This is a genomic window from Streptomyces sp. NPDC049541 (assembly GCF_044465725.1).
GTDB lineage: Bacteria > Actinomycetota > Actinomycetes > Streptomycetales > Streptomycetaceae > Streptomyces.
Map to the genome: position 1 here is coordinate 57,928 of NZ_JBITLY010000006.1, position 23,568 is coordinate 81,495.

Annotated in this window: 23 protein-coding genes; 12 read left to right on the plus strand and 11 right to left on the minus strand. The window is 72.0% G+C overall.

Features of this window, described 5'->3' with window-relative positions:
* Positions 1-126: 126 nt before the first annotated feature.
* The 4 genes from ACIBW9_RS22810 to ACIBW9_RS22825 form a co-directional block, all read right to left on the minus strand.
* Complete coding sequence (locus ACIBW9_RS22810) at positions 127-807, minus strand: LPXTG cell wall anchor domain-containing protein (protein ID WP_398957752.1); 681 nt, start codon at positions 805-807, stop codon at positions 127-129.
* Between the two features lie 183 nt (positions 808-990).
* Positions 991-2,253, minus strand: a complete 1,263-nt coding sequence (serS, locus tag ACIBW9_RS22815; RefSeq protein WP_398957754.1) for a serine--tRNA ligase — start codon at positions 2,251-2,253, stop codon at positions 991-993.
* Positions 2,254-2,545: 292 nt separating this feature from the next.
* The gene (locus tag ACIBW9_RS22820; RefSeq protein WP_398957756.1) at positions 2,546-3,064 is read right to left on the minus strand and encodes an ATP-binding protein; all 519 of its coding nucleotides are present in this window, start codon (positions 3,062-3,064) and stop codon (positions 2,546-2,548) included.
* 264 nt (positions 3,065-3,328) lie between these two features.
* The gene (locus ACIBW9_RS22825) at positions 3,329-3,706 is read right to left on the minus strand and encodes an STAS domain-containing protein (protein ID WP_398958696.1); all 378 of its coding nucleotides are present in this window, start codon (positions 3,704-3,706) and stop codon (positions 3,329-3,331) included.
* Positions 3,707-3,944: 238 nt separating this feature from the next.
* Here ACIBW9_RS22825 and ACIBW9_RS22830 point away from each other — a divergent pair, with 238 nt between their 5' ends.
* On the plus strand, positions 3,945-4,874 hold the full coding sequence (locus tag ACIBW9_RS22830; protein ID WP_398957758.1) for an RNA polymerase sigma factor SigF: 930 nt from the start codon (positions 3,945-3,947) through the stop codon (positions 4,872-4,874).
* Positions 4,875-5,105: 231 nt separating this feature from the next.
* Positions 5,106-6,698: a ricin-type beta-trefoil lectin domain protein gene (locus ACIBW9_RS22835; protein ID WP_398957760.1), complete on the plus strand. Its 1,593-nt coding sequence runs from the start codon at positions 5,106-5,108 to the stop codon at positions 6,696-6,698.
* 12 nt (positions 6,699-6,710) lie between these two features.
* Here the strand turns inward: ACIBW9_RS22835 and hutI are convergent, their stop codons facing one another.
* The 4 genes from hutI to hutU form a co-directional block, all read right to left on the minus strand.
* Entirely contained in the window at positions 6,711-7,883 is a 1,173-nt protein-coding gene (hutI, locus tag ACIBW9_RS22840) for an imidazolonepropionase (protein WP_398957762.1), read from the minus strand.
* Between the two features lie 38 nt (positions 7,884-7,921).
* Entirely contained in the window at positions 7,922-9,283 is a 1,362-nt protein-coding gene (locus ACIBW9_RS22845) for a formimidoylglutamate deiminase (RefSeq protein ID WP_398957764.1), read from the minus strand.
* Positions 9,280-10,482, minus strand: a complete 1,203-nt coding sequence (locus tag ACIBW9_RS22850) for an allantoate amidohydrolase (RefSeq protein WP_398957766.1) — start codon at positions 10,480-10,482, stop codon at positions 9,280-9,282. The genes ACIBW9_RS22845 and ACIBW9_RS22850 overlap by 4 nt, the downstream gene beginning before the upstream one ends.
* Before the next feature lie 212 nt (positions 10,483-10,694).
* The gene (gene hutU, locus ACIBW9_RS22855) at positions 10,695-12,359 is read right to left on the minus strand and encodes a urocanate hydratase (protein WP_398957768.1); all 1,665 of its coding nucleotides are present in this window, start codon (positions 12,357-12,359) and stop codon (positions 10,695-10,697) included.
* A gap of 150 nt (positions 12,360-12,509) precedes the next feature.
* Between hutU and ACIBW9_RS22860 the strand changes: the two genes are divergently transcribed.
* The 5 genes from ACIBW9_RS22860 to ACIBW9_RS22880 all read left to right on the plus strand — a co-directional run bounded on the left by ACIBW9_RS22860 (position 12,510) and on the right by ACIBW9_RS22880 (position 16,215).
* Positions 12,510-13,889: a diaminopimelate decarboxylase gene (locus tag ACIBW9_RS22860; RefSeq protein WP_398957770.1), complete on the plus strand. Its 1,380-nt coding sequence runs from the start codon at positions 12,510-12,512 to the stop codon at positions 13,887-13,889.
* A gap of 169 nt (positions 13,890-14,058) precedes the next feature.
* Entirely contained in the window at positions 14,059-14,466 is a 408-nt protein-coding gene (locus ACIBW9_RS22865) for a hypothetical protein (protein WP_398957772.1), read from the plus strand.
* Positions 14,463-15,275 (plus strand): transcriptional regulator, encoded by an 813-nt coding sequence (locus tag ACIBW9_RS22870; RefSeq protein WP_398957774.1) that lies wholly within the window; start codon positions 14,463-14,465, stop codon positions 15,273-15,275. The genes ACIBW9_RS22865 and ACIBW9_RS22870 overlap by 4 nt, the downstream gene beginning before the upstream one ends.
* Before the next feature lie 22 nt (positions 15,276-15,297).
* Positions 15,298-15,819, plus strand: a complete 522-nt coding sequence (locus tag ACIBW9_RS22875) for a roadblock/LC7 domain-containing protein (RefSeq protein WP_398957776.1) — start codon at positions 15,298-15,300, stop codon at positions 15,817-15,819.
* A 21-nt stretch (positions 15,820-15,840) separates the two neighbouring features.
* Complete coding sequence (locus tag ACIBW9_RS22880) at positions 15,841-16,215, plus strand: hypothetical protein (RefSeq protein ID WP_398957778.1); 375 nt, start codon at positions 15,841-15,843, stop codon at positions 16,213-16,215.
* 9 nt (positions 16,216-16,224) lie between these two features.
* On the opposite strand, the gene ACIBW9_RS22885 is transcribed toward ACIBW9_RS22880, so the two are convergent.
* From ACIBW9_RS22885 to ACIBW9_RS22895, 3 genes are all read right to left on the minus strand, one after another.
* Positions 16,225-16,821, minus strand: coding sequence for a hypothetical protein (locus tag ACIBW9_RS22885; protein WP_398957780.1), 597 nt, complete (start codon positions 16,819-16,821; stop codon positions 16,225-16,227).
* Positions 16,822-16,904: 83 nt separating this feature from the next.
* Positions 16,905-17,765: a MurR/RpiR family transcriptional regulator gene (locus ACIBW9_RS22890; RefSeq protein ID WP_398957782.1), complete on the minus strand. Its 861-nt coding sequence runs from the start codon at positions 17,763-17,765 to the stop codon at positions 16,905-16,907.
* Entirely contained in the window at positions 17,762-19,279 is a 1,518-nt protein-coding gene (locus ACIBW9_RS22895; RefSeq protein ID WP_398957784.1) for an aromatic amino acid ammonia-lyase, read from the minus strand. The genes ACIBW9_RS22890 and ACIBW9_RS22895 overlap by 4 nt, the downstream gene beginning before the upstream one ends.
* A gap of 142 nt (positions 19,280-19,421) precedes the next feature.
* Between ACIBW9_RS22895 and ACIBW9_RS22900 the strand changes: the two genes are divergently transcribed.
* The 5 genes from ACIBW9_RS22900 to ACIBW9_RS22920 all read left to right on the plus strand — a co-directional run bounded on the left by ACIBW9_RS22900 (position 19,422) and on the right by ACIBW9_RS22920 (position 23,552).
* Positions 19,422-20,456 carry an ABC transporter ATP-binding protein gene (locus ACIBW9_RS22900; protein WP_398957786.1) on the plus strand — a complete coding sequence of 345 codons (1,035 nt, stop codon included), beginning with the start codon at positions 19,422-19,424 and terminating at the stop codon, positions 20,454-20,456.
* Positions 20,453-21,094, plus strand: coding sequence for an ABC transporter permease (locus tag ACIBW9_RS22905; protein WP_389084518.1), 642 nt, complete (start codon positions 20,453-20,455; stop codon positions 21,092-21,094). Before ACIBW9_RS22900 ends, ACIBW9_RS22905 begins: the two co-directional genes overlap by 4 nt.
* Before the next feature lies 1 nt (position 21,095).
* Positions 21,096-21,758 carry an ABC transporter permease gene (locus tag ACIBW9_RS22910; protein WP_398957788.1) on the plus strand — a complete coding sequence of 221 codons (663 nt, stop codon included), beginning with the start codon at positions 21,096-21,098 and terminating at the stop codon, positions 21,756-21,758.
* Between the two features lie 12 nt (positions 21,759-21,770).
* Positions 21,771-22,700: an ABC transporter substrate-binding protein gene (locus tag ACIBW9_RS22915; RefSeq protein WP_398957790.1), complete on the plus strand. Its 930-nt coding sequence runs from the start codon at positions 21,771-21,773 to the stop codon at positions 22,698-22,700.
* Between the two features lie 171 nt (positions 22,701-22,871).
* Positions 22,872-23,552: a carbonic anhydrase gene (locus tag ACIBW9_RS22920; protein WP_398957792.1), complete on the plus strand. Its 681-nt coding sequence runs from the start codon at positions 22,872-22,874 to the stop codon at positions 23,550-23,552.
* Positions 23,553-23,568 lie beyond the last annotated feature (16 nt).

Here is a 23,568-nt window from a genome sequence, read left to right on the forward strand (position 1 = left end):
GCGGTGCTGCAGCGCCCCGAAGGGGCGCGGGGCTGTATCGATATGCGGCTCCGCCGCGTGGGCGCGACCAACCACGACGGAGCCGCAGACAACCGACGGCCCATCGCGGCACAACCAGCGGAGCACTCAGCGGCGGACGGCCTGATTCCGCCGGGTCACCCACAACGCCCCCGCCGCGCCGGCAAGCAGCACCGTCCCGCCAAGCGTGCCAAGCGCAATGGCCGAGTCGTCAGGCCCGGTCTGCGGCAGGGAGCCGCCGGAATCCGTACCGCCCTGGCCATCCCCGGCGGAGCCCCCCGCAGCCGTCACATCAAGACTGAGTGCCGGCCCCGGGTTGTTCGACGGCGTGCACGTGGTCGTCGTGCCGAGCGCCTTGATGGTGAGGACGCCCGGCGTGAAGGTGACCTTCCCGGTCTTCTTCGGCGTGTACGTGCCCGTCAAGTCGTTGATCTTGATGGGTGTGTTGGCGGGGATCGCCGTCTGGTTGGCGGGTCCGGAGACGGACACCGTGCCGCTGTCGGCGCCGCCCAGCACGATGGTGGCGCTCGGGTTCATCGCACCCTTGCCCAGTTCGACCGGGCTGGAGGAGACGCCCTTCTGCCAGGACATGGTGAGCCGGTAGCCGCTGCCGCTCTTGACGCTCTTGATGTCGATGGGCGAGACGGCGCTCTTGTTGCCGATCGGCGTCTTGCACTGGTAGTTGACGTCGACGACCGTGGCCTCGGCTGCGGGGGCGGCGAGCAGCACCGCCGAGCCGGCCAGGGCCGCGGCGGACGCGAGCGCGGCGGTTCGATTCCGGTACGACACGTTCCGCTCCCTCTTCGAGATCCTCGGGTTCCTCCGCCAATTCCTGACGGCACATCAGATTCGGCCGTCAAGGTACGCCCGGGCCCTTGAGGAGGGAAGAGAAGGTGCGCGCCGGAGTTGTGGGGATCCGGCGCGCACGGCAAGGGGTTCGAGTGGAGGGGGGTGACCGTGGGTAACCTCGAGCTAGCGTGCCCGCAGGACGTCCGGCGCTCCCCACCGCCGCAGCACCTCCGGCACCGCCACCGTGCCGTCCGCCCGCTGGTGCTGCTCCAGGAGCGCGGGCAGCAGGCGGCTGGTGGCGAGGCCCGAGGCGTTGAGGGTGTGCAGATAGGCCGGTTTGCCGCCACCGGCCGGGCGGTAGCGCATGGCCCCGCGCCGCGCCTGGTAGTCGCGGGCGTTCGACACCGAGCTGACCTCGGCGTACGCCCCGAGGCTCGGCAGCCAGACCTCCACGTCGTAGGTCTTGGCCTGGGCCGGGCTGGTGTCCCCGGCCGCGAGTTTGGTGACGCGGTAGTGCAGGCCGAGTCCGGCGACCAACTCCTCGGCGCGGGCGAGCAGCTCGAGCTGGGCGGCGTCCGAGTCACCGGGGCGCGTGTACTGGAACAGCTCGACCTTGTTGAACTGGTGGCCGCGCAGAGTGCCCCGGTCCGTGGTGCGGTGGGCGCCGCTCTCCTTGCGGTAACAGGGCGTGTAGGCGACGTACTTGAGCGGCAGCTCCCGCTCGTCGAGGGTCTCGCCGCGGTGCAGGTTGGCCAGGGCGGTCTCGGCGGTGGGCAGGAGGAAGTGCTCGTCCACGCGGAAGACCTCGTCGGCGAACTTCGGGAACTGTCCGGCCGTATAGCCCGCTTCCTGGGTGAGCAGGTGCGGCGGCAGCACGAACTCGTAGCCCGCCCGGCGGTGGGTGTCGAGGAAGTGGTTGAGCAGCGCCCACTCCAGGGCGGCGCCCTCGCCCCGGTAGATCCAGTAGCCGCTGCCGGCGAGGGCCGCGCCTCGCCGGTAGTCCACGAGGCCGAGGTCCTGGGCGAGCCGCACATGGTCCTTGGGCGCGAAGCCGAACGCGGGCGGGGCGCCCACGGCCCGTACCACCTGGTTGTTCTCCTTGCCGCCCGCGGCGACATCGTCGTCCGGGAGGTTGGGCAGGGCGTCGAGGAAGTCCTGGTGCCGCCGTGCGAGCCGGTCGAGCCCGGCCTCGGCCTCCCTCAGCCGGTCGGCCACATCCCCGGCGGCGGCCTGGAGCTCCTCGGTGGCCTCGCCGGCCCGCCGTCGTACGGCGATGTCCGCCGAGATGCGCCGGCGCTCGCCACGCAGCCGCTCCACGGCCGTCCGGGCCTCGCGGAAGGCGGCGTCCAGGGCGAGGAAGGCCGGGATGTCGGCGTCCACGGCGCGCTTGCGCAGGGCGTCGCGGACGGTGTCGGGGTGCTGTCGGATGAGGGTGACGTCGAGCATGGTGCGCGCTCCGTCCGGTTCTGCCGGAGCGGCACGCGCCGCCCCGGGGATGGTCCCTCGGGGCGTGGGCGAGAGGGTGCTCGCGGTGCCACCACGCCTTCACCGCCGTACGAACGCATCTCGCGGCCGTACGACGGCCTCGTTCTGGCCCGATGACGGGGGCCGGCCGGCGGGGCATTTCCTCCCCGCACTCGGGAGTGGATTCGCCCTGGCCCGCACGGGCCCCGGCTACTTGTCTCCGTCAGCGCGTTGCAGACGAGGATAGGCAGCGGGTCCGGGCCCGCCAAGCCCATTACGCCGGGGCGCCCAGCTCCGCCCACACGGTCTTGCCGGTCACTCCCGGTGTCCGTACGACACCCCAGTCCAGACACAGCCGCTGCACGATGAACATGCCGTGCCCGCCGGGGCGGCCCGCGCGGTGCGGGGTGCGGGGTGCGGGCTGGCCGGCCCCCTTGTCGGAGACCTCGATGCGGATGACCTTGTTGTCGCAGGCGATCCACAGCTGGTCCGGGCCGTCGGCGTGCAGACAGGCGTTGGTGACCAGCTCGGAGACGACGAGCAGCACGTCCTCGGCGGCGGCCCGCTGGTCGGCCGTGGCGGCGGGCAGCCAGCCCCACGCGTACAGCGCCTGGCGGGTGAAGTCGCGGGCGAGCGGCACGACGCCGCTCTCGCCGTCGAAGTTCAGCCTGCGGGCCTGGCCGCCGCCCCCGGACGACACGGGCGCAGCCGACGACGGGGCCTCGTCGCCCCCGGAAGCGCCGCTCGGCTCCGGGCCGCGGTCGCCCGGCGAGTAAGGCCGGGTGGTGCTCATCAGCGCTTCACCTCACCGATTCACCGATTCACCAGTTCACGAGATTCAAGAGTCAGTACGTACCTCGACGGTGGATCCGCCGCTGTGCCGTCGGACATTGTGCTGCCGACACGTTCAGGATGTCCCTGCCGACAGGATGTCTCCTGCCCGACCGAACCGGCAGAACACCCCCCTATTCGGCCCGGAGGGCGCGACGCCCGGAAAAGACCGGTCACACAGGGGTGAGTGGGGCAGCACACGGGGGTCGGGCGGGGCGGGCCGGGCTCAGCCGGATTCGTCGGCCAGGGCCGCCTCGAGCGTGTCATGGACGGTGAAGACCGCGTCCGCCCCGGTGATCTCGAAGACCCGCGCCACCACGGGCTGCATCCCCGCGAGATGCACTCCGCCCCCCGCTGCCTCCGCCTTCAGGCGGGCGCCGAGCAGCACATTGAGTCCGGTGGAGTCGCAGAACTCCAGCCGTGTGCAGTCCACCACCAGGCGGCTGAATCCCTTGGCGAGGCATTCCTCGAGTGGCTCACGCAACAGATCGGCGGTGTGGTGATCCAACTCACCCACCGGAATCACTACGGCGCTGGAGCTCTCTTCCCTGACCTCCACCAATAGCCGGCCAGACTGTGCGCTGCCGACCGTCCCGCGGTCCATGCCGTCTTTCTCCCGACGTCGTGGCTGCTGACTCACGCCCTCGAACACTACGCCTTCCTCACACTCTCCGACACCCGAACAACCGCACGCAAACGGACATATGCCCACAGAACGCACTTGCGATGGACGTGGGAAAGCGGGTAGGGCTAGTACAGATACGTAACCGACCACGGCCGGCTTTGGAGGCGCCGCACACCGCAGTGCACGCACTGGCTTCGGCAGCCATATGCCGAGAACGATGGAGGACATCATGTCACCCCGGCTCGACGCATCGCATACCCAGAAGGCGACGTCGACATCCCCTCCGGAACATCTGGATCCCATCGAGAGCATCGAGAGCAGCGACCCAGACACGCTTGCCGGACTGGCAGGCCTTCCGGAGATCCCCCCGTACGACGAAGTGGGACCGGTGGACGCACGCGCGCTCTCCAAGACCCTCTTCGAACGCCTTGAGTCCCTCGAGGAAGGCACGTACGAATACTCGTACGTGCGCAACACCCTCGTCGAGCTCAACCTCGCGCTGGTCAAGTTCGCCGCCTCCCGGTTCCGCTCACGGAGCGAGCCGATGGAGGACATCATCCAGGTCGGCACGATCGGCCTGATCAAGGCGATCGACCGGTTCGAACTGGCGCGGGGTGTCGAGTTCCCCACGTTCGCCATGCCGACCATCGTCGGCGAGATCAAGCGCTTCTTCCGCGACACCTCGTGGTCCGTGCGCGTGCCGCGCAGGCTGCAGGAGCTCCGGCTCGACCTGGCCAAGGCCGGTGACGAGCTGGCCCAGAAGCTCGACAGGGCGCCGACGGTGGCCGAGCTCGCCGAGCGCCTCGAGCTGACGAAGGAAGAGGTCGTCGAGGGCATGGCGGCGTCGAACGCCTACACCGCCTCCTCGCTGGACGCCCAGCCCGAGGAGGACGACGCCGAGGGCGCGCTCGCGGACCGGATCGGCTACGAGGACCACGGACTCGAAGGCATCGAGTACGTCGAGTCGTTGAAGCCGCTGATCGCCGAACTCCCGCAGCGGGACCGGCAGATCCTCTCCCTGCGGTTCGTCGCGGGCCTGACCCAGTCCGAGATCGGCGAGGAGCTCGGCATCTCGCAGATGCATGTGTCGCGGCTGCTGTCGCGGACACTGATGCGGTTGCGCAAGGGCCTGACACTCGAGGAGTGATGGCCGAGGAGTGACGGTCGAGGGGTGGCAGTCTCCCCTGCCCTCGCCCTTCTGAGCGCGGTCCGTCCGGTTGCCGGGCGGGCCGCGCTCAGGCGTTCCCTGGGTTACCCACATCCCTGGGTTACCCACAGAAACTCTTTCCCCAGAGGTTTCCATCCATCACTATGGGCCCCCATACCCGCCGGTCGGTCAGAAGTCCGGCGGGCTGCAAGGGTGCAAGGAGGCGGGCGGATGGCTCGGGCCGACGGGACCGACAACGGAGTCGAGACCGGGGGCGGCCGGGGGTCCGGGGGTGTCCCCCGGACAGAGGTGCAGGCGGGCGCGTCCGACGCGCGACTGACCGAACTGCTGCGCACCAGCGCCCCGACCCTCTATCCGGCCCTGCAGGAACTCCGCGCCCGCCATCAGCCGTCGGTCGTCGACTACGCCCGGCTGTGCACCGCGAGCGAGTCCGCCGCACGGGACCTGGCCGCTCAGGCGTTCACCCTGGCGGTCCGGGAGACGGCACGCGGCAGCGAACCCCTGGTCCCCCTCCGGCTTCACCTCCTGCTGCTGACCGGGCGCCTGGCCGCCTCCTGGGCGACCGAAGGGCGGGCCGGCGGTCTCGACCCGGGCCTGCTGCTCGCCCTGACCGCGGCGGGCTCCGACCTCCCCGTACCGCCCATGCTCACCGCCTTCCGGTCCCTTCCGTCCCGTGCCCAGGGCCTCGTCTGGTACGGCGTCGTGGAGCAGGAGGCGGCGGACAGGACGGCAGCCTTCCTCGGTCTGACCCGCGAGGACGTGGGCCACGAGACCGCCTCCGCCCTCCACGCCATGGGCCAGGCGTGTCTGCGTTCCCGGCTGGCCGCCTCGGCCGACCCGCGCTGCGGCAACTTCGGCCGGCTGATCGAGGAGTCGGTACGGCCGCACAACCCGCGCACCAGCGCCGACCTGCGGGCCCACATGGTGCACTGCGCCCACTGCACGACGGCCTACGAGGAACTGTCGGCCCTGCGCGACACGCCACGCACCGCGCTGGCCGAGGGCCTGCTGCCTTGGGCGGGCAAGGCGTATGTCACGACGCCCGAGGAGGCGCCGCGCCCCAAGGCCCGTGCGGACGACTCACCCTGGCCTCCCTCCCGGCGCCTCCTGCTGACCTCGATCGCCGTCGGAGTGGCCCTGGCGCCCCTGATCGTCTTCCTGCTCTCCCAGGCCGCTTCACCGTCCTCGCCGCCCCAGGAGGCGGCGGGCTCGGTGGGTACGCCGACGATCCCGGCGCCGGTCACGGTCACGGCGACGGTCTCCGTCGCCCCCTCGCCCTCGCCGTCACCGTCGGCGAAGAGCAAGCCGCCGTCGCCGACGCGGAGTTCCACCCCGTCGAAGCGGCCCTCGAAGTCGCCTTCGAAGTCTCCGAAGCCCTCCCCCTCGCCCACCCACGCCCCGGGCGGCACGTTCGCGCAGATCGTGAACGTCGCCACCGGCCGGTGCCTGGACGTCCGCGACGGCGACTTCGAGGACGGCACGGACGTCATCACGGCCCCCTGCTCCTCGTCCCGCACCCAGCGCTGGCGCGTCGACTCCGCGCGCGGGGTGGTGCAGTCCTTGGCTGACCCGGACTTCTGCCTGGACAGCCGGGGTGATGTGGACCGGGGCGTGGGCATCTGGGAGTGCGAGGCGGTGTACAGCAGGAACGGCCAGAACCTCATGTTCATGGTGGACACCGACGGTGTGATCCGGCCCGCGATCGCCATCGAGACGGCACTGACTCCGTACTGGGGCGACGGGCTGTCGCTGCGACCGCTGGACGGCGGTGCCGTGCAGCGCTGGCGGGCCGGGGCCTCCTGACCGGGAAGCCGGTCAGACTTCCCGGACGCCCCGCCGCCACACCCCGGTGACCAGCGGCACACCCGGCCGGTAGGCGAGGTGGACGTGGCTCGGGGCGTCGAGGGTGACGAGGTCCGCGCGGGAGCCGGGGCTCAGACGGCCGACGTCGTCCCGGCGCAGGGCCCGGGCGCCGCCCGCGGTGGCCGCCCAGACCGCCTCGTCCGGGGTCATCCCCATGTCCCGTACCGCGAGGGCGATGCAGAACGGCACGGACGAGGTGAAGGACGAGCCCGGGTTGCAGTCGGTGGAGAGGGCGACCGTGGCGCCCGCGTCGAGGAGACGGCGGGCGTTGGGCCACTCGGCGCGGGTGGAGAACTCGGCGCCGGGCAGCAGGGTGGCGACGGTACGGCTGCCCGCGAGCGCGTCGACGTCCGCGTCCGTGAGGTGGGTGCAGTGGTCGGCGCTTGCCGCATCGAGCTCGACCGCCAGCTGGACGCCGGGGCCGTAGGAGAGCTGGTTGGCGTGGATGCGCGGGTGCAGGCCCCTGGCCTTGCCGGCGGTGAGGATCGCGCGGGCCTGGTCGCCGTCGAAGGCGCCCTTCTCGCAGAAGACGTCGATCCAACGCGCGTACGGCGCGCAGGCGTCGAGCATCTCGCCGGTGACCAGGGCGACATAGCCGGCGGGGTCGTCGGCGTAGTCGGGGGAGACGATGTGGGCGCCGAGGTAGGTGACCTCGTCGGTGTGGGCGGCGGCGATGCGCAGGGCGCGGGACTCGTCCTCCGTGGTCAGGCCGTAGCCGGACTTCGTCTCGAAGGTCGTGGTGCCCTGGCGGAGGGCCTCGGCGAGGTAGCGGGTGAGGTTGGCCTCCAGCTCCTCGTCGCTCGCGGCGCGGGTGGCGGCGACGGTGGTGCGGATGCCGCCCGCGCTGTAGGACCGCCCGGACATCCGGGCGTTGAACTCCTGCGTCCGGTCGCCCGCGAAGACCAGGTGGGAGTGCGAGTCGACGAAGCCGGGCAGGACCGCCCGGCCGCCCGCGTCGACCCGGTTGTCAGTGGCGGGTGCTTTGCTTGATTCACCGGTCCACGCGATGCGGTCACCGTCGATGACGAGCGCCGCGTCCTGGATCAGTCCGAGGGGGGAGCCGTCACCGAGGGAGGGGTCGTTGGTGACCAGCGTGGCGATGTTGGTGATGACGGTGCTGCTCATCGTCGTGTCCTCGTGGGTGGCCGGACGGGGGACTGTGGTCAGCCGCGCAGGGCTTCGACGGCTTGCGCGAGGGCCTGCGGCACATCCGGTACGAGCGCGTGCGCGCCGTCGCGTACGACGTGCCGGCCGCCCACGACCGTGTGCCGTACGTCCGCCGCACTCGCGGCGAATACGGCGGTCTCGGCGCCGAGCCTGGGCAGCGGCCCCGCTGTCCTGACCGAGTCGAGGCCGATCGTCGTGAGGTCGGCGAGGGCGCCCTGTTCGATCCTGCCCGCCTCGTCCCAGCCGAGGGCGGCGTGACCGTCGGCCGAGGCCGCGCGCAGCAGTGCCGCTGCGGTCCAGTGGCCGCGGCTTCGGGTGCGAAGGCGCTCGTTGAGCTCCATCGCACGGGCCTCTTCGAGCAGGTCGATGACGGCGTGGCTGTCGGAGCCCAGGGAGAGCGGGGAGCCCTCGTTCTGCAGGGCGACGGCCGGTCCGATGCCGTCCGCGAGATCCCGCTCGGTCGTCGGGCACATGCAGGTGCCGGTGCCGGAGCCGCCGATGAGGGAGATGTCCTCGGCGGTGAGGTGGGTGTTGTGGACGCCGGTGGTGCGCGGGCCGAGCACCCCGTGCAGGGCGAGGAGCTGGGTCGGGGTGCACCCGTGGACCTCCAGGCACGCCTCGTTCTCGGCGGTCTGCTCCGACAGGTGCACATGGAGCGGGGCTCGCCGCTCCTCGGCCCACCGCACCACGGTCGCCAACTGGTCGGCGGGCACGGCCCGTACGGAGTGGATGGCGGCGCCGATCCGCGCGTGATCCCGTTCCTTGAGAACTGAACAGCGTTCGGCCCAGGCCTCCGCGCTGCCGTCGGAGAAGCGCAGCTGGTGGGTGTTGGGTGGCTCGCCGCCGGGCCGGTTCGAGAGGCCGGAGGAGAGGTAGAGGGTGTCGAGGAGGGTGATGCGGATACCGGCGTCGGCGGCGGCCGCGACGAGGGCCTCGCCCATGGCGTTGGGGTCGGCGTAGGGGGTGCCGCCGCGCGCGTGGTGGACGTAGTGGAACTCTCCGACGGAGGTGACGCCCGCCAGCGCCATCTCGGCGTACACGGCGCGGGCGAGGGCGTGATAGGTCTCCGGGGTCAGCTTGTCGGCGACCGAGTACATGACCTCGCGCCAGGTCCAGAAGGTGCCGGAGCCGACCTGGACGGTGGAGCGCAGGGCGCGGTGGAAGGCGTGCGAGTGGGCGTTCGCCAGCCCGGGCAGGGTGAGTCCGCGCAGGATCTCGGCACCGGGGGGCGGGGTGGGCACGTCGGTGCGGACGGCGGTGATGCGGCCGTCCGCCACCTCGACGGCGACTCCCGGCTCGACGTGGGTGTCGAGCCAGGCGTGCTCCAGCCAGTACGTCCGCGTGTGGGGGTGCGTCACCTGCAGGCCAGCCCTTCCAGTACGTCGGCGAGTGCGAGCACCCCGGCCACGCAGTCGTCCTCGGCGGCGAACTCGGCCGGGGAGTGCGAGACACCCGTGGGGTTGCGCACGAACAGCATGGCGGTCGGGATGCTCCCGGAGAGGATTCCGGCGTCGTGTCCGGCACCGGTACCCAGCACGGGCACCGTGATGTCGGTGTCCTTGCCGAGGATGCGGGCCAGTTCGTCGCGCAGGGCGTGGTCGAAGTCGACGACGGGCGTGAAGGACTCCCGGACCACGTCGAGGCCGATGCCGTGTGCGGCGGCGTACTCGCGGGCGGCGTTCTCGATCCCGCCCACCACGGCGTCGAGGCGCTCCTGGTCCTCGGCGCGGGAGTCGAGCCAGCCGCGCACGAGCGAGGGGATCGCGTTGACGCCGTTCGGCTCGACGGCGATCTTGCCGAAGGTGGCGACGGCACCGGCGAGTTCGGCCTCCCGGCGGGCGGCGAGCACGGTCTCGGCGTACGACAGCATGGGGTCGCGCCGGTCGACGAGCCGGGTCGTACCGGCGTGGTTGGCCTCGCCCCGGAAGTCGAACCGCCAGCGGCCGTGCGGCCAGATGGCGCTGGCGATGCCGACTTGGTCACCGGACAGGTCGAGCGCCCGCCCCTGCTCGACATGCAGCTCGACGAAGGCGCCGATCCGCCCGAGCCGCTCGGGGTCGGCCCCGATGGCGCCGGGGTCGTAGCCGGCGGCCTCCATGGCCTTGGGCAGGCTGATCCCGTCCCCGTCGGTCAGCTTGTGGGCGTTCTCGACGGTGAGCTGCCCGGCGGTGAGCCGCGACCCGACACAGGCCAGCCCGAACCGGGCGCCCTCCTCGTCACCGAAGTTGACGATGGCGAGCGGCTTGCGGAACTCCACTCCCCTGCCGCGGAGTTCGTCGAGCGCGGCGAAGGAGGAGACAACACCCAGGGGCCCGTCGAAGGCACCCCCGTCGGGCACGGAGTCAAGATGCGACCCCGTGACCACGGCATCCCCGGCCCCCGGATCCCCGACCCAGGCCCACTGATTCCCGTTCCGGTCGACCTCGTACACCAGCCCGCGAACCTCGGCCTGCTCCTGAAACCAGGCCCGGCACTCGACGTCGGCCCCGGTCCAGGCGAAGCGCCGGTAGCCACGCGAGTCGGGGTGCCGCCCGATGGGCAGCAGCTCGCGCCACATGGCCTGGAACGATCCACCACCGGCAGACGGCGGCGCGCCCGCCTGTCCAGGCTGCCGGGCCTCAGACCGTCCAGGCTCTCGGGCGTCAGGCCGTCCAGGCTGTGGGCAGTCGTTCCGCAGGGCGGAACGGGTGGGCACAGCCGAACCCGCAGTCGGCGACGAGGCCTCGGCCCCCACCGGACGGCTGCCGCCCCGCTCATCTCCCGGAAGGGTCACGCGTCGTCACCCTCGCGCATCGGAACCCGCACACCCCGCTCGTCGGCGACCGACTCGGCGATGTCGTACCCGGCGTCGACATGCCGGATGACACCCATCCCCGGGTCGTTCGTCAGCACCCGGCGGATCTTCTCGCCCGCGAGCTTGGTGCCGTCGGCGACGGACACCTGCCCCGCGTGGATGGACCGCCCCATGCCCACACCGCCACCGTGGTGGATGGACACCCAGGAGGCACCCGACGCCACGTTCACCATCGCGTTCAGCAGCGGCCAGTCGGCGATCGCGTCCGAGCCGTCGAGCATGGCCTCGGTCTCGCGGTACGGAGACGCCACGGACCCGCAGTCCAGATGATCCCGCCCGATGGCGAGCGGAGCCGCCAGCTCGCCGGAGGCCACCATGTCGTTGAACCGCTCCCCGGCCTTGTCCCGCTCCCCGTAGCCGAGCCAGCAGATACGCGCGGGCAGACCCTGGAAGTGCACCCGCTCTCCCGCCATCTTGATCCAGCGCGCGAGGGACTCGTTCTCCGGGAAGAGGTCCAGGATCGCCTTGTCGGTCTTCGCGATGTCGGACGCCTCGCCCGACAGCGCGGCCCACCGGAAGGGCCCCTTGCCCTCGCAGAACAGCGGCCGGATGTACGCCGGCACAAAGCCGGGGAACGCGAACGCCCGCTCGTACCCGGCGAGCTGGGCCTCGCCACGGATCGAGTTGCCGTAGTCGAAGACCTCGGCACCGGCGTCCATGAAGCCGACCATCGCCTCGACGTGCCTGGCCATCGACTCCCGCGCGCGCACCGTGAACCCGGCCGGGTCCTTCGCCGCCGCGTCCGCCATGTCGTCGAAGTCGATGCCCAGCGGCAGATACGACAGTGGGTCGTGGGCGGAGGTCTGGTCGGTGACGATGTCGATGGGGGCGGATTCGGCGAGCATGCGGGGCAGCAGTTCGGCGGCGTTGCCCAGCAGGCCGATGGAGAGCGGGCGGCGGGCGTCGCGGGCCTCGACCGCGAGCTGGAGGGCGTGCTCCAGGCTGTCGGCCCGGACGTCCAGGTACCGGTGCTCGATGCGGCGCTCGATGGCGCGAGGGTCGCAGTCGATGCAGATGGCGACGCCGTCGTTCATGGTCACGGCGAGGGGCTGGGCGCCGCCCATCCCGCCGAGGCCGGCCGTCAGCGTGATCGTCCCCGCGAGGGTGCCGTTGAACTTCTTCGCGGCGACGGCGGCGAAGGTCTCGTAGGTGCCCTGGAGGATGCCCTGGGTGCCGATGTAGATCCAGGAGCCGGCGGTCATCTGCCCGTACATGGTCAGGCCGAGGGCCTCCAGGCGGCGGAACTCCTCCCAGTTGGCCCAGTCGCCGACCAGGTTGGAGTTGGCGATGAGGACGCGCGGGGCCCACTCGTGGGTCTGCATGACGCCGACCGGGCGGCCGGACTGGACCAGCATGGTCTCGTCCTGCTTCAGCCCCTTCAGGGTCCGCACCATCGCGTCGAAGGAGCGCCAGTCGCGGGCCGCCTTGCCCGTGCCGCCGTAGACGACGAGCTTGTCGGGGTGCTCGGCGACCTCCGGGTCGAGGTTGTTCTGCAGCATCCGCAGGGCGGCTTCCTGCTGCCATCCCAGGGCGCTCAGTTCCGTGCCGCGCGGTGCTCGGACGGGGCGGGGTCCTGACATGGTCTGCCTCCTAGCGGATTGTTGCTGCCGTTATTCACATCCTGACGTCCTGAATAGAACTAGTCAATACATCGGTGCGCCGGCATGCGCCCGCCGCAGATGTTTGGCTGGATGCACAGGCATGGACGGCGGCGAGGAACGGGGGATGTCATGGACGGCAGGTACGACAGGGACGGGGACGGGGCCGAGCGGTCGGCCCGGCGTGACGACGCGGTGCGGGCCGCCGTGGAGCAGGGGCTGCTGGGGCCCGGCACCCCCATCGTGGGGCTGCTCGACGTCACCGGCATCCGGGAGGCGGCCGCCGGGCTGCGGGCGGCGTTCGACGCGGTCACGGCACCCGGCACCCCTGTGCTGCACGCCTTCGCGGTGAAGGCGACCCCGCTGGTGCCGGTGCTGCGGCTGCTGGGCACCGAGGGGATCGGCGCGGAGGTGGCGAGCCCGGGCGAGCTGGCGCTGGCGCGGGCGGCAGGGGTGCCGCCCCACCGCACGGTCCTGGACTCGCCCGCGAAGACCCCGGCCGAGCTGCGCGAGGCGCTGGCGCTGGGCATCGCCGTCAACGCGGACAACCCGCAGGAGCTGGACCGCATCGACGCCCTGATGCGGTCGGCCGACAGCCGCTCCCCGCTCGGAATCCGGGTGAACCCGCAGGTCGGCGGGGGTTCCATCGAGGCGACCTCGACCGCCACGGCGACCTCGAAGTTCGGGGTGGCGCTGCGTGACGAGGGGGCGCGGGAGTGGGTGGTGCGGGCGTACGCGGACCGCCCCTGGCTGAGGCGGCTGCATGCGCACACCGGGTCGCAGGGCATTCCGCTCTCGCTGATGGCGCAGGGCGTGGCCGAGACGTATGCGCTCGCCGAGGAGATCAACCGGCGGCTCGGGCGTCCGCAGATCGACACCCTCGACATCGGCGGCGGGCTGCCGGTGAACTTCGGCTCGGACGACACGACACCGACGTACGCGCAGTACGCGCGGCTGCTGAGCGAGGCGGTGCCGGGGCTGTTCGACGGGCGGTACGGGCTGGTCACCGAGTTCGGGCGGTCGCTGCTGGCCAAGCACGGCACGGTGGTGGCCCGTGTGGAGTACGCCAAGAGCGCGGGCGGGCGGCCGGTCGCGGTCACGCACGCGGGTGTGCAGGTGGCGACGCGGACGGTGTACGCGCCGGGTGCCTGGCCGCTCAGGATCGCCGCCTACGACGGCAAGGGGCGCCCCAAGGAGGGCCCGGCGGTCGTGCAGGACGTGGCGGGGCCGGCCTGCTTCTCGGGCGACCTGCTGGCGGAGGGGCGGGCGCTGCCGCTGCTGGAGCAGGGGGACTACGCGGCGGCGCTGGACACGGGGGCGTACTACTTCGCACACCACTACGCGTACAACTCCCTCGCCCGGCCCGGGATCTACGGCTTCGCGCCGGACGGGGCCGGGGGTATCGCCTTCGCGACCGTACGGGAGCCGCAGAGCCTCGACGAGATCGTGGCCGAGTCGGGAGGGGCGCACGCGGACTCGCTCACCACCCTCCGGTCGCCTGACCCCCGTTGACGTGCGCCAGCGGATCTGATGGTCAACTGCGCGTGAATCAAGGCAAGTTGACCCACCTTAGTCGCCCGGCGCATGTTCCACCGGAAAATGCCAGAACGCTCACCCCTCGCGCACACGTTGCGTAGTTTCGGCGTCACTCAGCCGAACCGCAGGCGGGAGGGGAGCCACGGTGCCCGGAATCGACGAGTGTCTGCTGGAAGCGATGCGACTGCCCGGTGCCCGGGGGGCCGCACTGATCGACTGGATGAGCGGGCTGGCCCTGGGCACCGTCGGCGAGTCCCCCGGCGGCGACCGGGAGGCGGCCGCGGTGGAGGCCGCCGAGATCGCCCGGCTGGCCGCCGAGCAGCACGCGTTCGCACCGGGCGACGATCCCGGCGACGGCGCGGCCGCCGACGCGGATCCGCCGGTCGAGGACCTGATCGTCAGCAACCGGGACAGCTATCACGTGCTGCGGTTCGTGGGCGCCTCCTTCGACGGCAGTGTGTTCCTGCACCTGTGGCTGGCCCGCACGGAGGGCAACCTGGCGCTGGCCCGCATCCGGCTGGGCGAGATGGCCGAACGGCTGGTGCTGGCATGACCGCCGTCCGGACGGCCGAACCTCCGCCTCTGCCCGTGCGCACCAAGTCCGCGGCCGGCGAGCGGGGGTGGGGCGGGGTCTCCCCGATGCTGACCCGGCTCGCCGCCGAGCGGGCCACCGGCATCCTGGTCCGCGAGCGCGGCACGCTGCACCTGGCCGAGGGCCAGGTCGTACACGCCGAGAGCCCGTACGCACCTGGCCCGGACACCCTCCTCACGGCCCACGGCACGCTCGCCCCCGTGGCCTGGCAGCGGGCGCTCACGGAGGCGGACGACGGTGACGACGTCGGCCGCCGCCTCGTCGACGGCGGCCATCTCGCCTCCGGCGCCCTGGAGATGTGCCGACTGACGGCCCTGTACGACGCCGCGTACTTCGCCCTCGCCCCCAGCAGCACGCCCGGCCGCTTCCGCTACGGCACCGCCCACCCGCTCGGCCCGGTCCACCCCGTCCCGGTGGCCGCCCTGGAGCACGAGACGCTGCGCCGCCGCGACCTCCTCCACCGCATCTGGCCGGATCCGAGGACGGACGAGGCCCCCCTGATCCGCGCGGACCCCGTGGCGGCCCCCGCCCTCACCCGCCGCCAGCGGACGGTGCTGGACCTGGTGAACGGGGTCCGCACGGCACCGGACATCGCCCGCGAACTGGGCCGCCCGGCCTTCCACACCCTGGTGGACGTGCGGCGGCTGGCGGTGGCAGGCGTCGTGTCACCGCTGCCCCCGCCACCCCCGCCGACCGGCCCCGAACAACTGCCGCCCGATCCCCACACCATCTTGCTGAAAAGGCTCAGGGATGCGCTGGAGGCCCTTTGACTGGTTCGAGAGGAGACACCGGATGGCTGCCGACCCCCACATCCTCGAGGAGCTGCGGCGCCTGAGAGCCCGCGTCCCTCAGCTCACCGGCGCCCTCGCGACCGGCCTCGACGGGCGCGTCCTCGCCCACGACACCCCAGGCGTCGAGCCGAACGGGATGGCCGCGCTCGTCGAGACCGCCCACGGAGCAGCGGTGAAGCTGGCGGACGCGACGGGACAGGGCGAGTTCCGCGAACTGCTCGTGCGGGGCGGGTACGGCTATGTGGCGACGTACGCGGCGGGCGGCGCGGCCGTGCTGACGCTGCTCGCCCAGGACCGCGTGAACGTCGGCCGGCTCCTCCTGGAGGGCCGCCGGGCGGCAGCCCGCATCGGCGAGCTCGGCGAAGGCCGTACGGCACCCGCCCACCGGAGCAGTCCGGCCAGGGAGGCCGAGCCGGAGGCCAAGGCGGCCAAGCCGGAGACCAGACCGGCCGCCCCAAGGACCAGAACCCCGCGCGCCCCACGCAGCACGACCACCAACGCGCGCACCACCGCGGAAAGTTGACAGGAACCGAGGAGCACAGTCATGACCAACACCGAAACCGCACTGAAAGAGGCGCTCGCCTCCATCGAGGGCGCCACCGGCGTCGCGCTCGTCGACTACACCAGCGGCATGGCGCTGGGCACGATGGGCGGCAGCAAGGGCTTCGACCTGAACGTCGCCGCCGCCGGCAACACCGATGTCGTCCGCGCCAAGATGCGCACCATGGAGCACCTCGGGCTGAAGGGCCAGATCGAGGACATCCTGATCACGCTGAGCGACCAGTACCACCTGATCCGCCTGATCAGCGGTCGCGGCGGCAACGGTCTGTTCCTGTACCTGGTGCTCGACGCCAAGAGGTCCAACCTGGCGATGGCCCGCCACCAGCTGAGGAGGATCGAGGAGGAACTCGAGGTCTGACCGTCCGTCTCACCGGACGAGCGCCGCGGTGCGGCGCCGCGCCCCGCCGGGAGCCGCGTCGCCCGCCGCGATGCCCGTGCTGCGGTACGCCTTGACGGCCTTGCCGGCCGGGCGGCCGCCGTTCGCGGCGAGCCAGTCGACGCGCACCCACAGCAGGGCGTCCTCGGCCCGTTCTCGGCGCCCGAGCCAGGCGGCCTTCAGCCGCAGCCCGGTGCCGCACCCGGCGAGCAGCATGCCCCCGGCGGCGGGCACCACGAACGCGCTGCCCACGGCCGCCGCGAAGGCGAGCAGCAGCCACCAGCGGTGCCCGCGGCGCCAGTTGCGCACGCTCACCGCGCGGTCCTGGAGCACGTCGTGCCTGCCGGCGCGGGCGGCCGCCCGGGCGAGTGCGGCGTACCGCCTGCGGCGGGCGTACGCGACGACGGCCGCCGCGACGATGAACGACGCCGCTCCCGCCATGACCCCGATCCGCCGGCCCGTGACCCCCGGCACCAGCAATCCGACACCCGCCGAGAACACCCCGGCCCACCACAGCGGTGCGGCCCCGGCCCGTACGACGACGGCCACCCGAGCCAGACCCTGGGCTCTGCCTTCTCCGCGTGCCACGTCCGTCTCCCGTCTCATCTCTGTGCGGCATCCGTGAGACGCACGTTAACGAGGCAACGTGAGACGAATCTGAAGACGTGGGTCTACTCCACGAACAGGCCCCGCGCCGCCGCCCGTGCGTCGAACTCCTCCAGGCGGGCCTGCGCGTCCGGCAGGTCGTCGCACATCGCCTCCAGCAGGACGCGGCCGAGCAGCATCGGCGCGCAGGCGGTGTCGAAGGCGAGACCCGTGCCGACGGCGGCGGGCAGCAGCAGGTCGGAGACCTTGGCGACCGGGGCGAAGGCCGAGTCGGCGACGGTGACCACGGTCAGGCCGGTCTCCTTCGCGAAGGCCAGCGTGTCCACGACCTCGCGCGGATGCCGGGGCAGCGCGAAGCACAGCAGCGCCGTCGCCCCGGCCCGTACGGCGGCCTCGATGCGGTCCTGGATCATCGTGCCGCCCTCGTTGAGCAGCCGTACGTCCGGGTGGACCTTGGCGGCGAAGTAGCCGAAGCCGTAGGCCTGGGAGGCGGCGGCGCGCAGCCCGAGGACGGGCAGCGGGCGGGAGGCCGCCAGCAGCCGGCCCGCCTTCTGCACGGGCCGGGGGTCGGCCAGCAGCTCCGCGAGGTGCCGGAGGTTCTCGATCTCGGCCTCCACGGCCTGCTGGTACTCGTTGTACGAGCCGGCGTCCGCGGCCTGTTCGGCGGGGGCGACCTCGCGCAGGTGCTTGCGCAGCGCCGGGTAGCCGTCGAAGCCGAGGGCGACGGCGAAGCGGGTCACGGACGGCTGGCTGACCCCGGCCAGTTCGGCCAGCTCCACGCTGGACAGGAACGGCACGTCGGCGGCGCGCCGCACCATGCTGTGCGCGATGCGCCGCTGGGTCGGCGTCAGCCGGTGCCCCTCGAAGAGCGCCTGCAGCCGTCCCGCCGGACTGTCCACCACGCTCAAATCCCTCTCCGTGCTCATGACCCGCTCCCCCTCCAGATGTCCGTGAACCGGTCCAGCAGTGCGGCCGCCGCCGTCACGTCCTCCGTGAGCGGCCGGTCGGCCTGGTCGGCCGCCAGCACCGACTCGGCGAGCTCCAGCGCGCGGCCCACCGGAAGGTCCGGCTCGGGCCGCAGGTCGCGCTGGCGCAGGGCGCGCACGGCGGCGACCAGTTCGCAGCCCACGACCAGACGGTACGCACGGCAGGCGCGCAGTGTCTGACGTGCGGCGAGCGAGGCGAAGCTGGCCTGTTCCTCGACGCCCCGGGAGAGTACAGCGTGCCCGAGCGAGGCGGGGGCGGAGAAGGCCCGCAGATCACCGAGGGCGGCGCCGGCGGCGTACTCGAGGATCATCACGCCGGAGGAGGCGGGCACGTCGTCGGCGAGGAAGGGCCGCAGCCGGGTGAAGGCGGGCTCGTTGAGCGTGGAGAGGCGGGAGGTCGACAGCCGGGCCACCTGGGTGAGCGACAGCCTGAAGTGGTCCAGGGCGAGGGCGAGTTGGGCCTGGTAGAAGCCGCCGTGGTGGTAGGCGGCCATGTCCTCGGGTGAGATCAGGGGGTTCTCGGCGGCCGCGTTGATCTCGATCGCGACGACCTCCTCCAGGTCGTCCGCCGCGTCCAGCGCGGGCCCGTGGATCTGGGGCAGACAGCGGAAGCCGTACGGGTCCTGGATCCGGCCGAGGGGCGGCGTCGGCCGGTCCGCGGCGCCGATCAGCCGCCGCATCCGGCGGGCGACCTCGCCGGAGCCCCGGTGCGGGCGGGCGGCGTGCACGGGGGCGGCGTACGCCTCGTGCGAGCCGTCGACGGCCAGCAGGGAGAGGGCGGCGACGACCTGGGTGGCCTGCACGAGGCCGCGCAGTTCGTGCAGGGCGAGCGCGGACTGGCCGAGGGTGAGGGCGTTGCTGCTGATGAAGGCCAGCGCGTCGTTGTTGTCGAGCTGCTGCGGCTTGGGGGCGCCCGGCCCCCGCCAGGGGTGTTCCCCGGCGAGTGCGAGGCCCGCCTGGGCGAGGGCCGCGATGTCGCCGGTGCCGACCGAGCCGAACTCGTTGACGACCGGGTGCGCCCCGCTCTCCAGCGCCTCGCACAGCGCGGTGACGACGGTGGGCCTGAGCCCCGCACCGCCCGCGAGGAGCTGGTTGGCGCGGACGGCGAGCATCGCCCGCACCTCCCGCGCGGGCAGTTCCCCGCCGATCGCGCCGGCGTGGCTGCGCAGCAGCCTGAGCCCGTGCTCGGCGGCCGCCTCGGTGGGCACGTCCTCGTTCCGGTTGGCGCCCACGCCGGTGGAGCGGCCGTAGACGCGGCCGGTCGCGGCGATCTGCCGGGCGGCGTCCCAGGACTCCTCGACGCGCCGCATCGCCTCGCTCCCGGGGACGGGCCGCGCACTCCCGTCGGCGAGGTGCACGACGTCCGCGACGCCGAGACCGACCCCGTCGAGGACGACGAGCCCGGTGCCCCCGGAGAACGCCGCGGGCGGTGTGTCCACGATCCGAGACGACATAAGGCCCCAATCTCCCCACAAGCCGGACACTCGATCTTGCTCTTCGGTCATCCGTTACCTCGGATTAACACCAACCCGTTGACAACCTATTCAGCTACCAAGAACTCTGCATGACGTTATACAGCCGGGCAAGGGACAACTCATGATCCAGTTCGACGCGGTCCACAAGCGCTTCCCCAACGGCACGACAGCAGTCCACGACCTCTCCCTGGAAATGCCGGAAGGGGGCGTGACGGTCCTCGTCGGGTCTTCCGGTTGCGGCAAGACGACCACTCTGCGGATGGTCAACCGCATGGTAGAGCCGACCTCCGGGACCATCCGGGTCGGCGGCAAGGACGTCACGCGGCAGGACGCCGCAGAGCTGCGCCGCTCCATCGGGTACGTCATCCAGCAGTCGGGCCTGTTCCCGCACCGCACGGTGCTGGACAACATCGCCACCGTGCCGCTCCTGCTCGGCTGGGGCCGCCGCAGGGCCCGCGCCCGGGCCGCCGAGCTGCTGGAGACCGTCGGCCTCGCCGCCGACGCGGGCAAGCGCTACCCGCACCAGCTCTCCGGCGGCCAGCAGCAGCGCGTGGGGGTGGCCCGCGCCCTGGCCGCCGACCCGCCCGTCCTGCTCATGGACGAGCCCTTCGGCGCGGTCGACCCCGTCGTGCGCACCCAGCTCCAGGACGAACTGCTGCGGCTGCAGAAGGAGTTGAGCAAGACCATCGTCTTCGTCACCCACGACGTCGACGAGGCCGTACGGCTCGGCGACCAGATCGCGATCTTCCGCACCGGCGGCCATCTGGTGCAGTGCGCCGCGCCCGCCGAACTCCTCGCCCGTCCCGCCGACGACTTCGTGGCCGACTTCCTCGGCGCCGAGCGCGGCCTGAAGCTGCTCTCGCTGAAGACCCTCACGGACGTCCCGCAGGGCCCGGCCCCCGAGGGCGGCGCCTGGACCCTCGTACTCGACGAGGCACGCAAGCCCCTGCACTGGGCGGCCGAGGACGCCGAACTCCCCGTACGCCCGCTCAGGGACACCGACTCCCTGCTGTCGGCCCTCAACGAGTCGGTCGCCTCCCCCACCGGCCTGATCGCCCGCGTCGACGCGGACGGCGTGCTCACCGGGGTCTCGTCCCGCGACGACATCCACCAGCACGCGGGCCAGGCGCACACGGAAGCCCGGGTGGCCGCATGACCATCGACTGGTCGTGGATAGGCGACCACACCGACGACCTCACCAGCCTCACGGTCTCCCACCTCCAGGCCGCCCTGACCGCCGTCTTCTTCGGCGTCCTGATCTCACTGCCGCTCGCGGTGGTCGCGCACCGGGTCCGCCCTCTGCGCGGCTTCCTGCTCGGGTTCTCGAACGTCCTGTTCACGATCCCGTCGATCGCGATCTTCGTGCTCCTGCTGCCGATCAGCGGCCTGACCCGCACCACCACGGTCATCGGTCTGACCGTCTACACCCTGGTCGTGCTGCTGCGGAACACCGTCGAGGGCCTCGACTCGGTCCCCGCCAAGACCAAGGAGGCGGCGAAGGCGATGGGCACGCGCCCGCTGCGCACGCTCCTCACCGTCGAGTTCCCGCTCGCACTGCCCGTGATCATGGCGGGCGTCCGTATCGCGACGGTCATGTCGATCTCCCTGGTCTCGGTCGCCACCTACATCGGCGACGGCGGCCTCGGCCAGCTCTTCACCGACGGCTTCCAGCGCAACTTCCCGACCCCGGTGATCGTGGGCGTGGTCCTCACGATCCTCCTCGCCGTGGTCGCGGACGCCCTGCTGGTGGCCCTCCAGTACGCCCTCACCCCGTGGAAGAGGCGGCGAGCCTGAGATGTACGAACTCCTCAAGAACCTCGGCGGCTGGCTGACCAGCGGATCGCAGTGGACCGGCCCGGACGGTATCGCCCACCGCCTCGCCGAGCACCTCCAGTACTCCCTCCTCGCGACCCTCATCGCGGCCGCGATCGGCCTCCCCATCGGCCTGCTGATCGGCCACACCGGCAAGGGCGCCTTCCTCGCGATCAACCTGTCGTCCTTCGGCCGCGCACTGCCCACCGTCGGCCTGGTCGTGCTGGTCTTCCTGGCCGGCGGGCTGTCGATGCTGCCGGTCTACGTCGCACTGGTCGCTCTCGCGGTCCCGGCGATCGTCACCAACACCTACGCCGGGATGACCGCTGTCGATCCGGACGTCCGCGACGCCGCCCGCGGCCAGGGCATGCGCGGCCACCAGGTCCTGTTCCAGGTCGAGCTGCCCCTGGCGCTTCCCCTGATCATGACGGGCCTGCGCCTGGCGCTGATCCAGGTCGTCGCCACCGCCACGATCGCCGCATACGTCTCCTTCGGAGGCCTCGGACGCTACGTCTTCGACGGCCTCGCCCAGCGCGACCTCGTACAGGTGCTGGGCGGCGCGGTGCTGGTCGCCGTGATCGCCGTAGCCCTCGACCTGCTGCTGTCCGGCCTCCAGCGCTTCCTCTTCCGCCACCGCACCGCCTAGGGAACCCAGACGATGAACCGACGCACCCTCATCGGCGGCCTCTTCGCCGCGGCCTCCGTCCCCGCCCTCTCCGCCTGCGCGAGCGGCATCACCTCCCTCGACGGCCAGGGCTCCGCCTCCGGTGGCGGCGGCTCCAGCAAGGGCGGAGTCACCATCGGCACCGCCAACTTCACCGAGAACCAGGTACTCGGCTACCTCTACGCGGCCGTGCTCCGGCAGGCCGGAGTGAAGGTGAGGGTCCGCCCCAACCTCGGCACCCGGGAGATCGTGATCCCCGCCCTGAGGAGCGGCGACATCGACCTCCTGCCCGAGTACCAGGGCGCCCTCCTCAACTACCTGGCGCCGAAGGACGATTCGGCGGAGCCCGGCACCATGCAGAACGCGCTCACGTTGGCGATGCCCAGCGGCCTCCAGGTCCTGCCGTACGGCCAGGCCGCCGACTCCGACTGTTTCGTGGTCACCCGGGAGACGGCCCGGAAGTACGGCCTGACCTCCCTCGCCGACCTGGCGAAGCAGAACGGCAAGCTGGTCATCGGTGCCGCGCCCGAGGTGAAGAAGCGCCGGGTGGGCGCGATCGGCCTGAAGGACGTCTACGGCGTGGAGTTCAAGGAGTTCAAGTCGCTGGACTCCGACGGCCCCCTGGTCAAGGGCGCCCTGAAGAAGGGGGACGTGGACGTGGCGAACCTCTTCACCACCGACACCGACATCGCCACCAACGGCTGGGTGGTGCTGACCGACCCGAAGAACCTGATCCCCAGCCAGCACATCGTCCCGCTCATCGCCGACCGCAAGGCCGACGACAAGGTCCGCAAGGCCCTCGCCAGGCTCGGCAACGTCCTGACGACCGCCCAGCTCACCCAGCTCAACAGCCAGGTCGACAACGACAAGAAGGACCCGGAGGACGTGGCCGACGCCTACGCCAAGCAGCACGGGCTCGCCTGATCAACGGATCAACGGATCACGAGATCAAGAGATCAAGAGATCAAGAAGGGGTATCCGCGCGGCGATGATCTGACGACGAATCAGCCAAATATCCTTAAACGGGCACTCAGGGTGACTGATCGCATGCATACGGTGAATATGCGCTGTAAGTACGACACCTGAGGATGCGTCATGGCCTCGAACCGCAGGGCCTTTCTCGCCGCCACCGCCGTCGGCGCGCTGGCCGCCGCCCCCGCGTCGGCGGCCCCCGCCGACCCCCTTGAAACCACCGCCCGCCCCCGCCCGACGACCGCCCGTGCCGCCCTGGCCGAACTGCTCGCCGGCAACCGACGCTACGCCACCGGCGGCTCCCGCCACCCCGACGAGGGACTGCTGCACCGGCACGCGCTGGCGGCCGGTCAGCACCCCTTCGCGGTGGTCGTCGGCTGCATCGACTCCCGGGTGCCGCCGGAACTCGTCTTCGACCAGGGCCTCGGGGACCTGATCTGCATAAGGACGGCCGGCCAGGTGCTGGACGAGGCGGTGCTCGCCTCCATCCAGTACGGCGTCCAGGAACTGCACGTCCCGCTGGTGCTGGTGCTCGGGCACGAGCGCTGCGGGGCGGTCGCGGCCACGCTGGACCACCTGCGCACGGACGCCCCGGTCCCCGGCCACCTGGAGTTGCTGGTGGACGAGATCGCCCCGGCCGCCCTGCGCACCCGGCACCTGCCCGGCGACTGGGCCGAACACACCATGCGGGCCAACACGGTCTGGGTACGGGACGCGATCCGCGCGGATTCCGCGTTCGCGGCGGCCACGGTGACGGCGGCCAGGTTCGACCTGGACACCGGGCTCGTCTCCGTCCTGCCCTGAACCACTTCCACCACGT

Coding starts and splice junctions, on each gene's coding strand:
- serS (WP_398957754.1), bottom strand. CDS start 2,253: ATGCTCGACGTCACCCTCATCCGACAGCACCCCGACACCGTCCGCGAC.
- ACIBW9_RS22820 (WP_398957756.1), bottom strand. CDS start 3,064: ATGAGCACCACCCGGCCTTACTCGCCGGGCGACCGCGGCCCGGAGCCG.
- ACIBW9_RS22870 (WP_398957774.1), top strand. CDS start 14,463: ATGACCGCCGTCCGGACGGCCGAACCTCCGCCTCTGCCCGTGCGCACC.
- hutI (WP_398957762.1), bottom strand. CDS start 7,883: ATGAGCAGCACCGTCATCACCAACATCGCCACGCTGGTCACCAACGAC.
- hutU (WP_398957768.1), bottom strand. CDS start 12,359: ATGTCAGGACCCCGCCCCGTCCGAGCACCGCGCGGCACGGAACTGAGC.
- ACIBW9_RS22880 (WP_398957778.1), top strand. CDS start 15,841: ATGACCAACACCGAAACCGCACTGAAAGAGGCGCTCGCCTCCATCGAG.
- ACIBW9_RS22915 (WP_398957790.1), top strand. CDS start 21,771: ATGAACCGACGCACCCTCATCGGCGGCCTCTTCGCCGCGGCCTCCGTC.
- ACIBW9_RS22900 (WP_398957786.1), top strand. CDS start 19,422: ATGATCCAGTTCGACGCGGTCCACAAGCGCTTCCCCAACGGCACGACA.
- ACIBW9_RS22830 (WP_398957758.1), top strand. CDS start 3,945: ATGGAGGACATCATGTCACCCCGGCTCGACGCATCGCATACCCAGAAG.
- ACIBW9_RS22920 (WP_398957792.1), top strand. CDS start 22,872: ATGGCCTCGAACCGCAGGGCCTTTCTCGCCGCCACCGCCGTCGGCGCG.
- ACIBW9_RS22895 (WP_398957784.1), bottom strand. CDS start 19,279: ATGTCGTCTCGGATCGTGGACACACCGCCCGCGGCGTTCTCCGGGGGC.
- ACIBW9_RS22835 (WP_398957760.1), top strand. CDS start 5,106: ATGGCTCGGGCCGACGGGACCGACAACGGAGTCGAGACCGGGGGCGGC.
- ACIBW9_RS22890 (WP_398957782.1), bottom strand. CDS start 17,765: ATGAGCACGGAGAGGGATTTGAGCGTGGTGGACAGTCCGGCGGGACGG.
- ACIBW9_RS22850 (WP_398957766.1), bottom strand. CDS start 10,482: ATGTGGCGCGAGCTGCTGCCCATCGGGCGGCACCCCGACTCGCGTGGC.
- ACIBW9_RS22905 (WP_389084518.1), top strand. CDS start 20,453: ATGACCATCGACTGGTCGTGGATAGGCGACCACACCGACGACCTCACC.
- ACIBW9_RS22825 (WP_398958696.1), bottom strand. CDS start 3,706: ATGGACCGCGGGACGGTCGGCAGCGCACAGTCTGGCCGGCTATTGGTG.
- ACIBW9_RS22860 (WP_398957770.1), top strand. CDS start 12,510: ATGGACGGCAGGTACGACAGGGACGGGGACGGGGCCGAGCGGTCGGCC.
- ACIBW9_RS22875 (WP_398957776.1), top strand. CDS start 15,298: ATGGCTGCCGACCCCCACATCCTCGAGGAGCTGCGGCGCCTGAGAGCC.
- ACIBW9_RS22910 (WP_398957788.1), top strand. CDS start 21,096: ATGTACGAACTCCTCAAGAACCTCGGCGGCTGGCTGACCAGCGGATCG.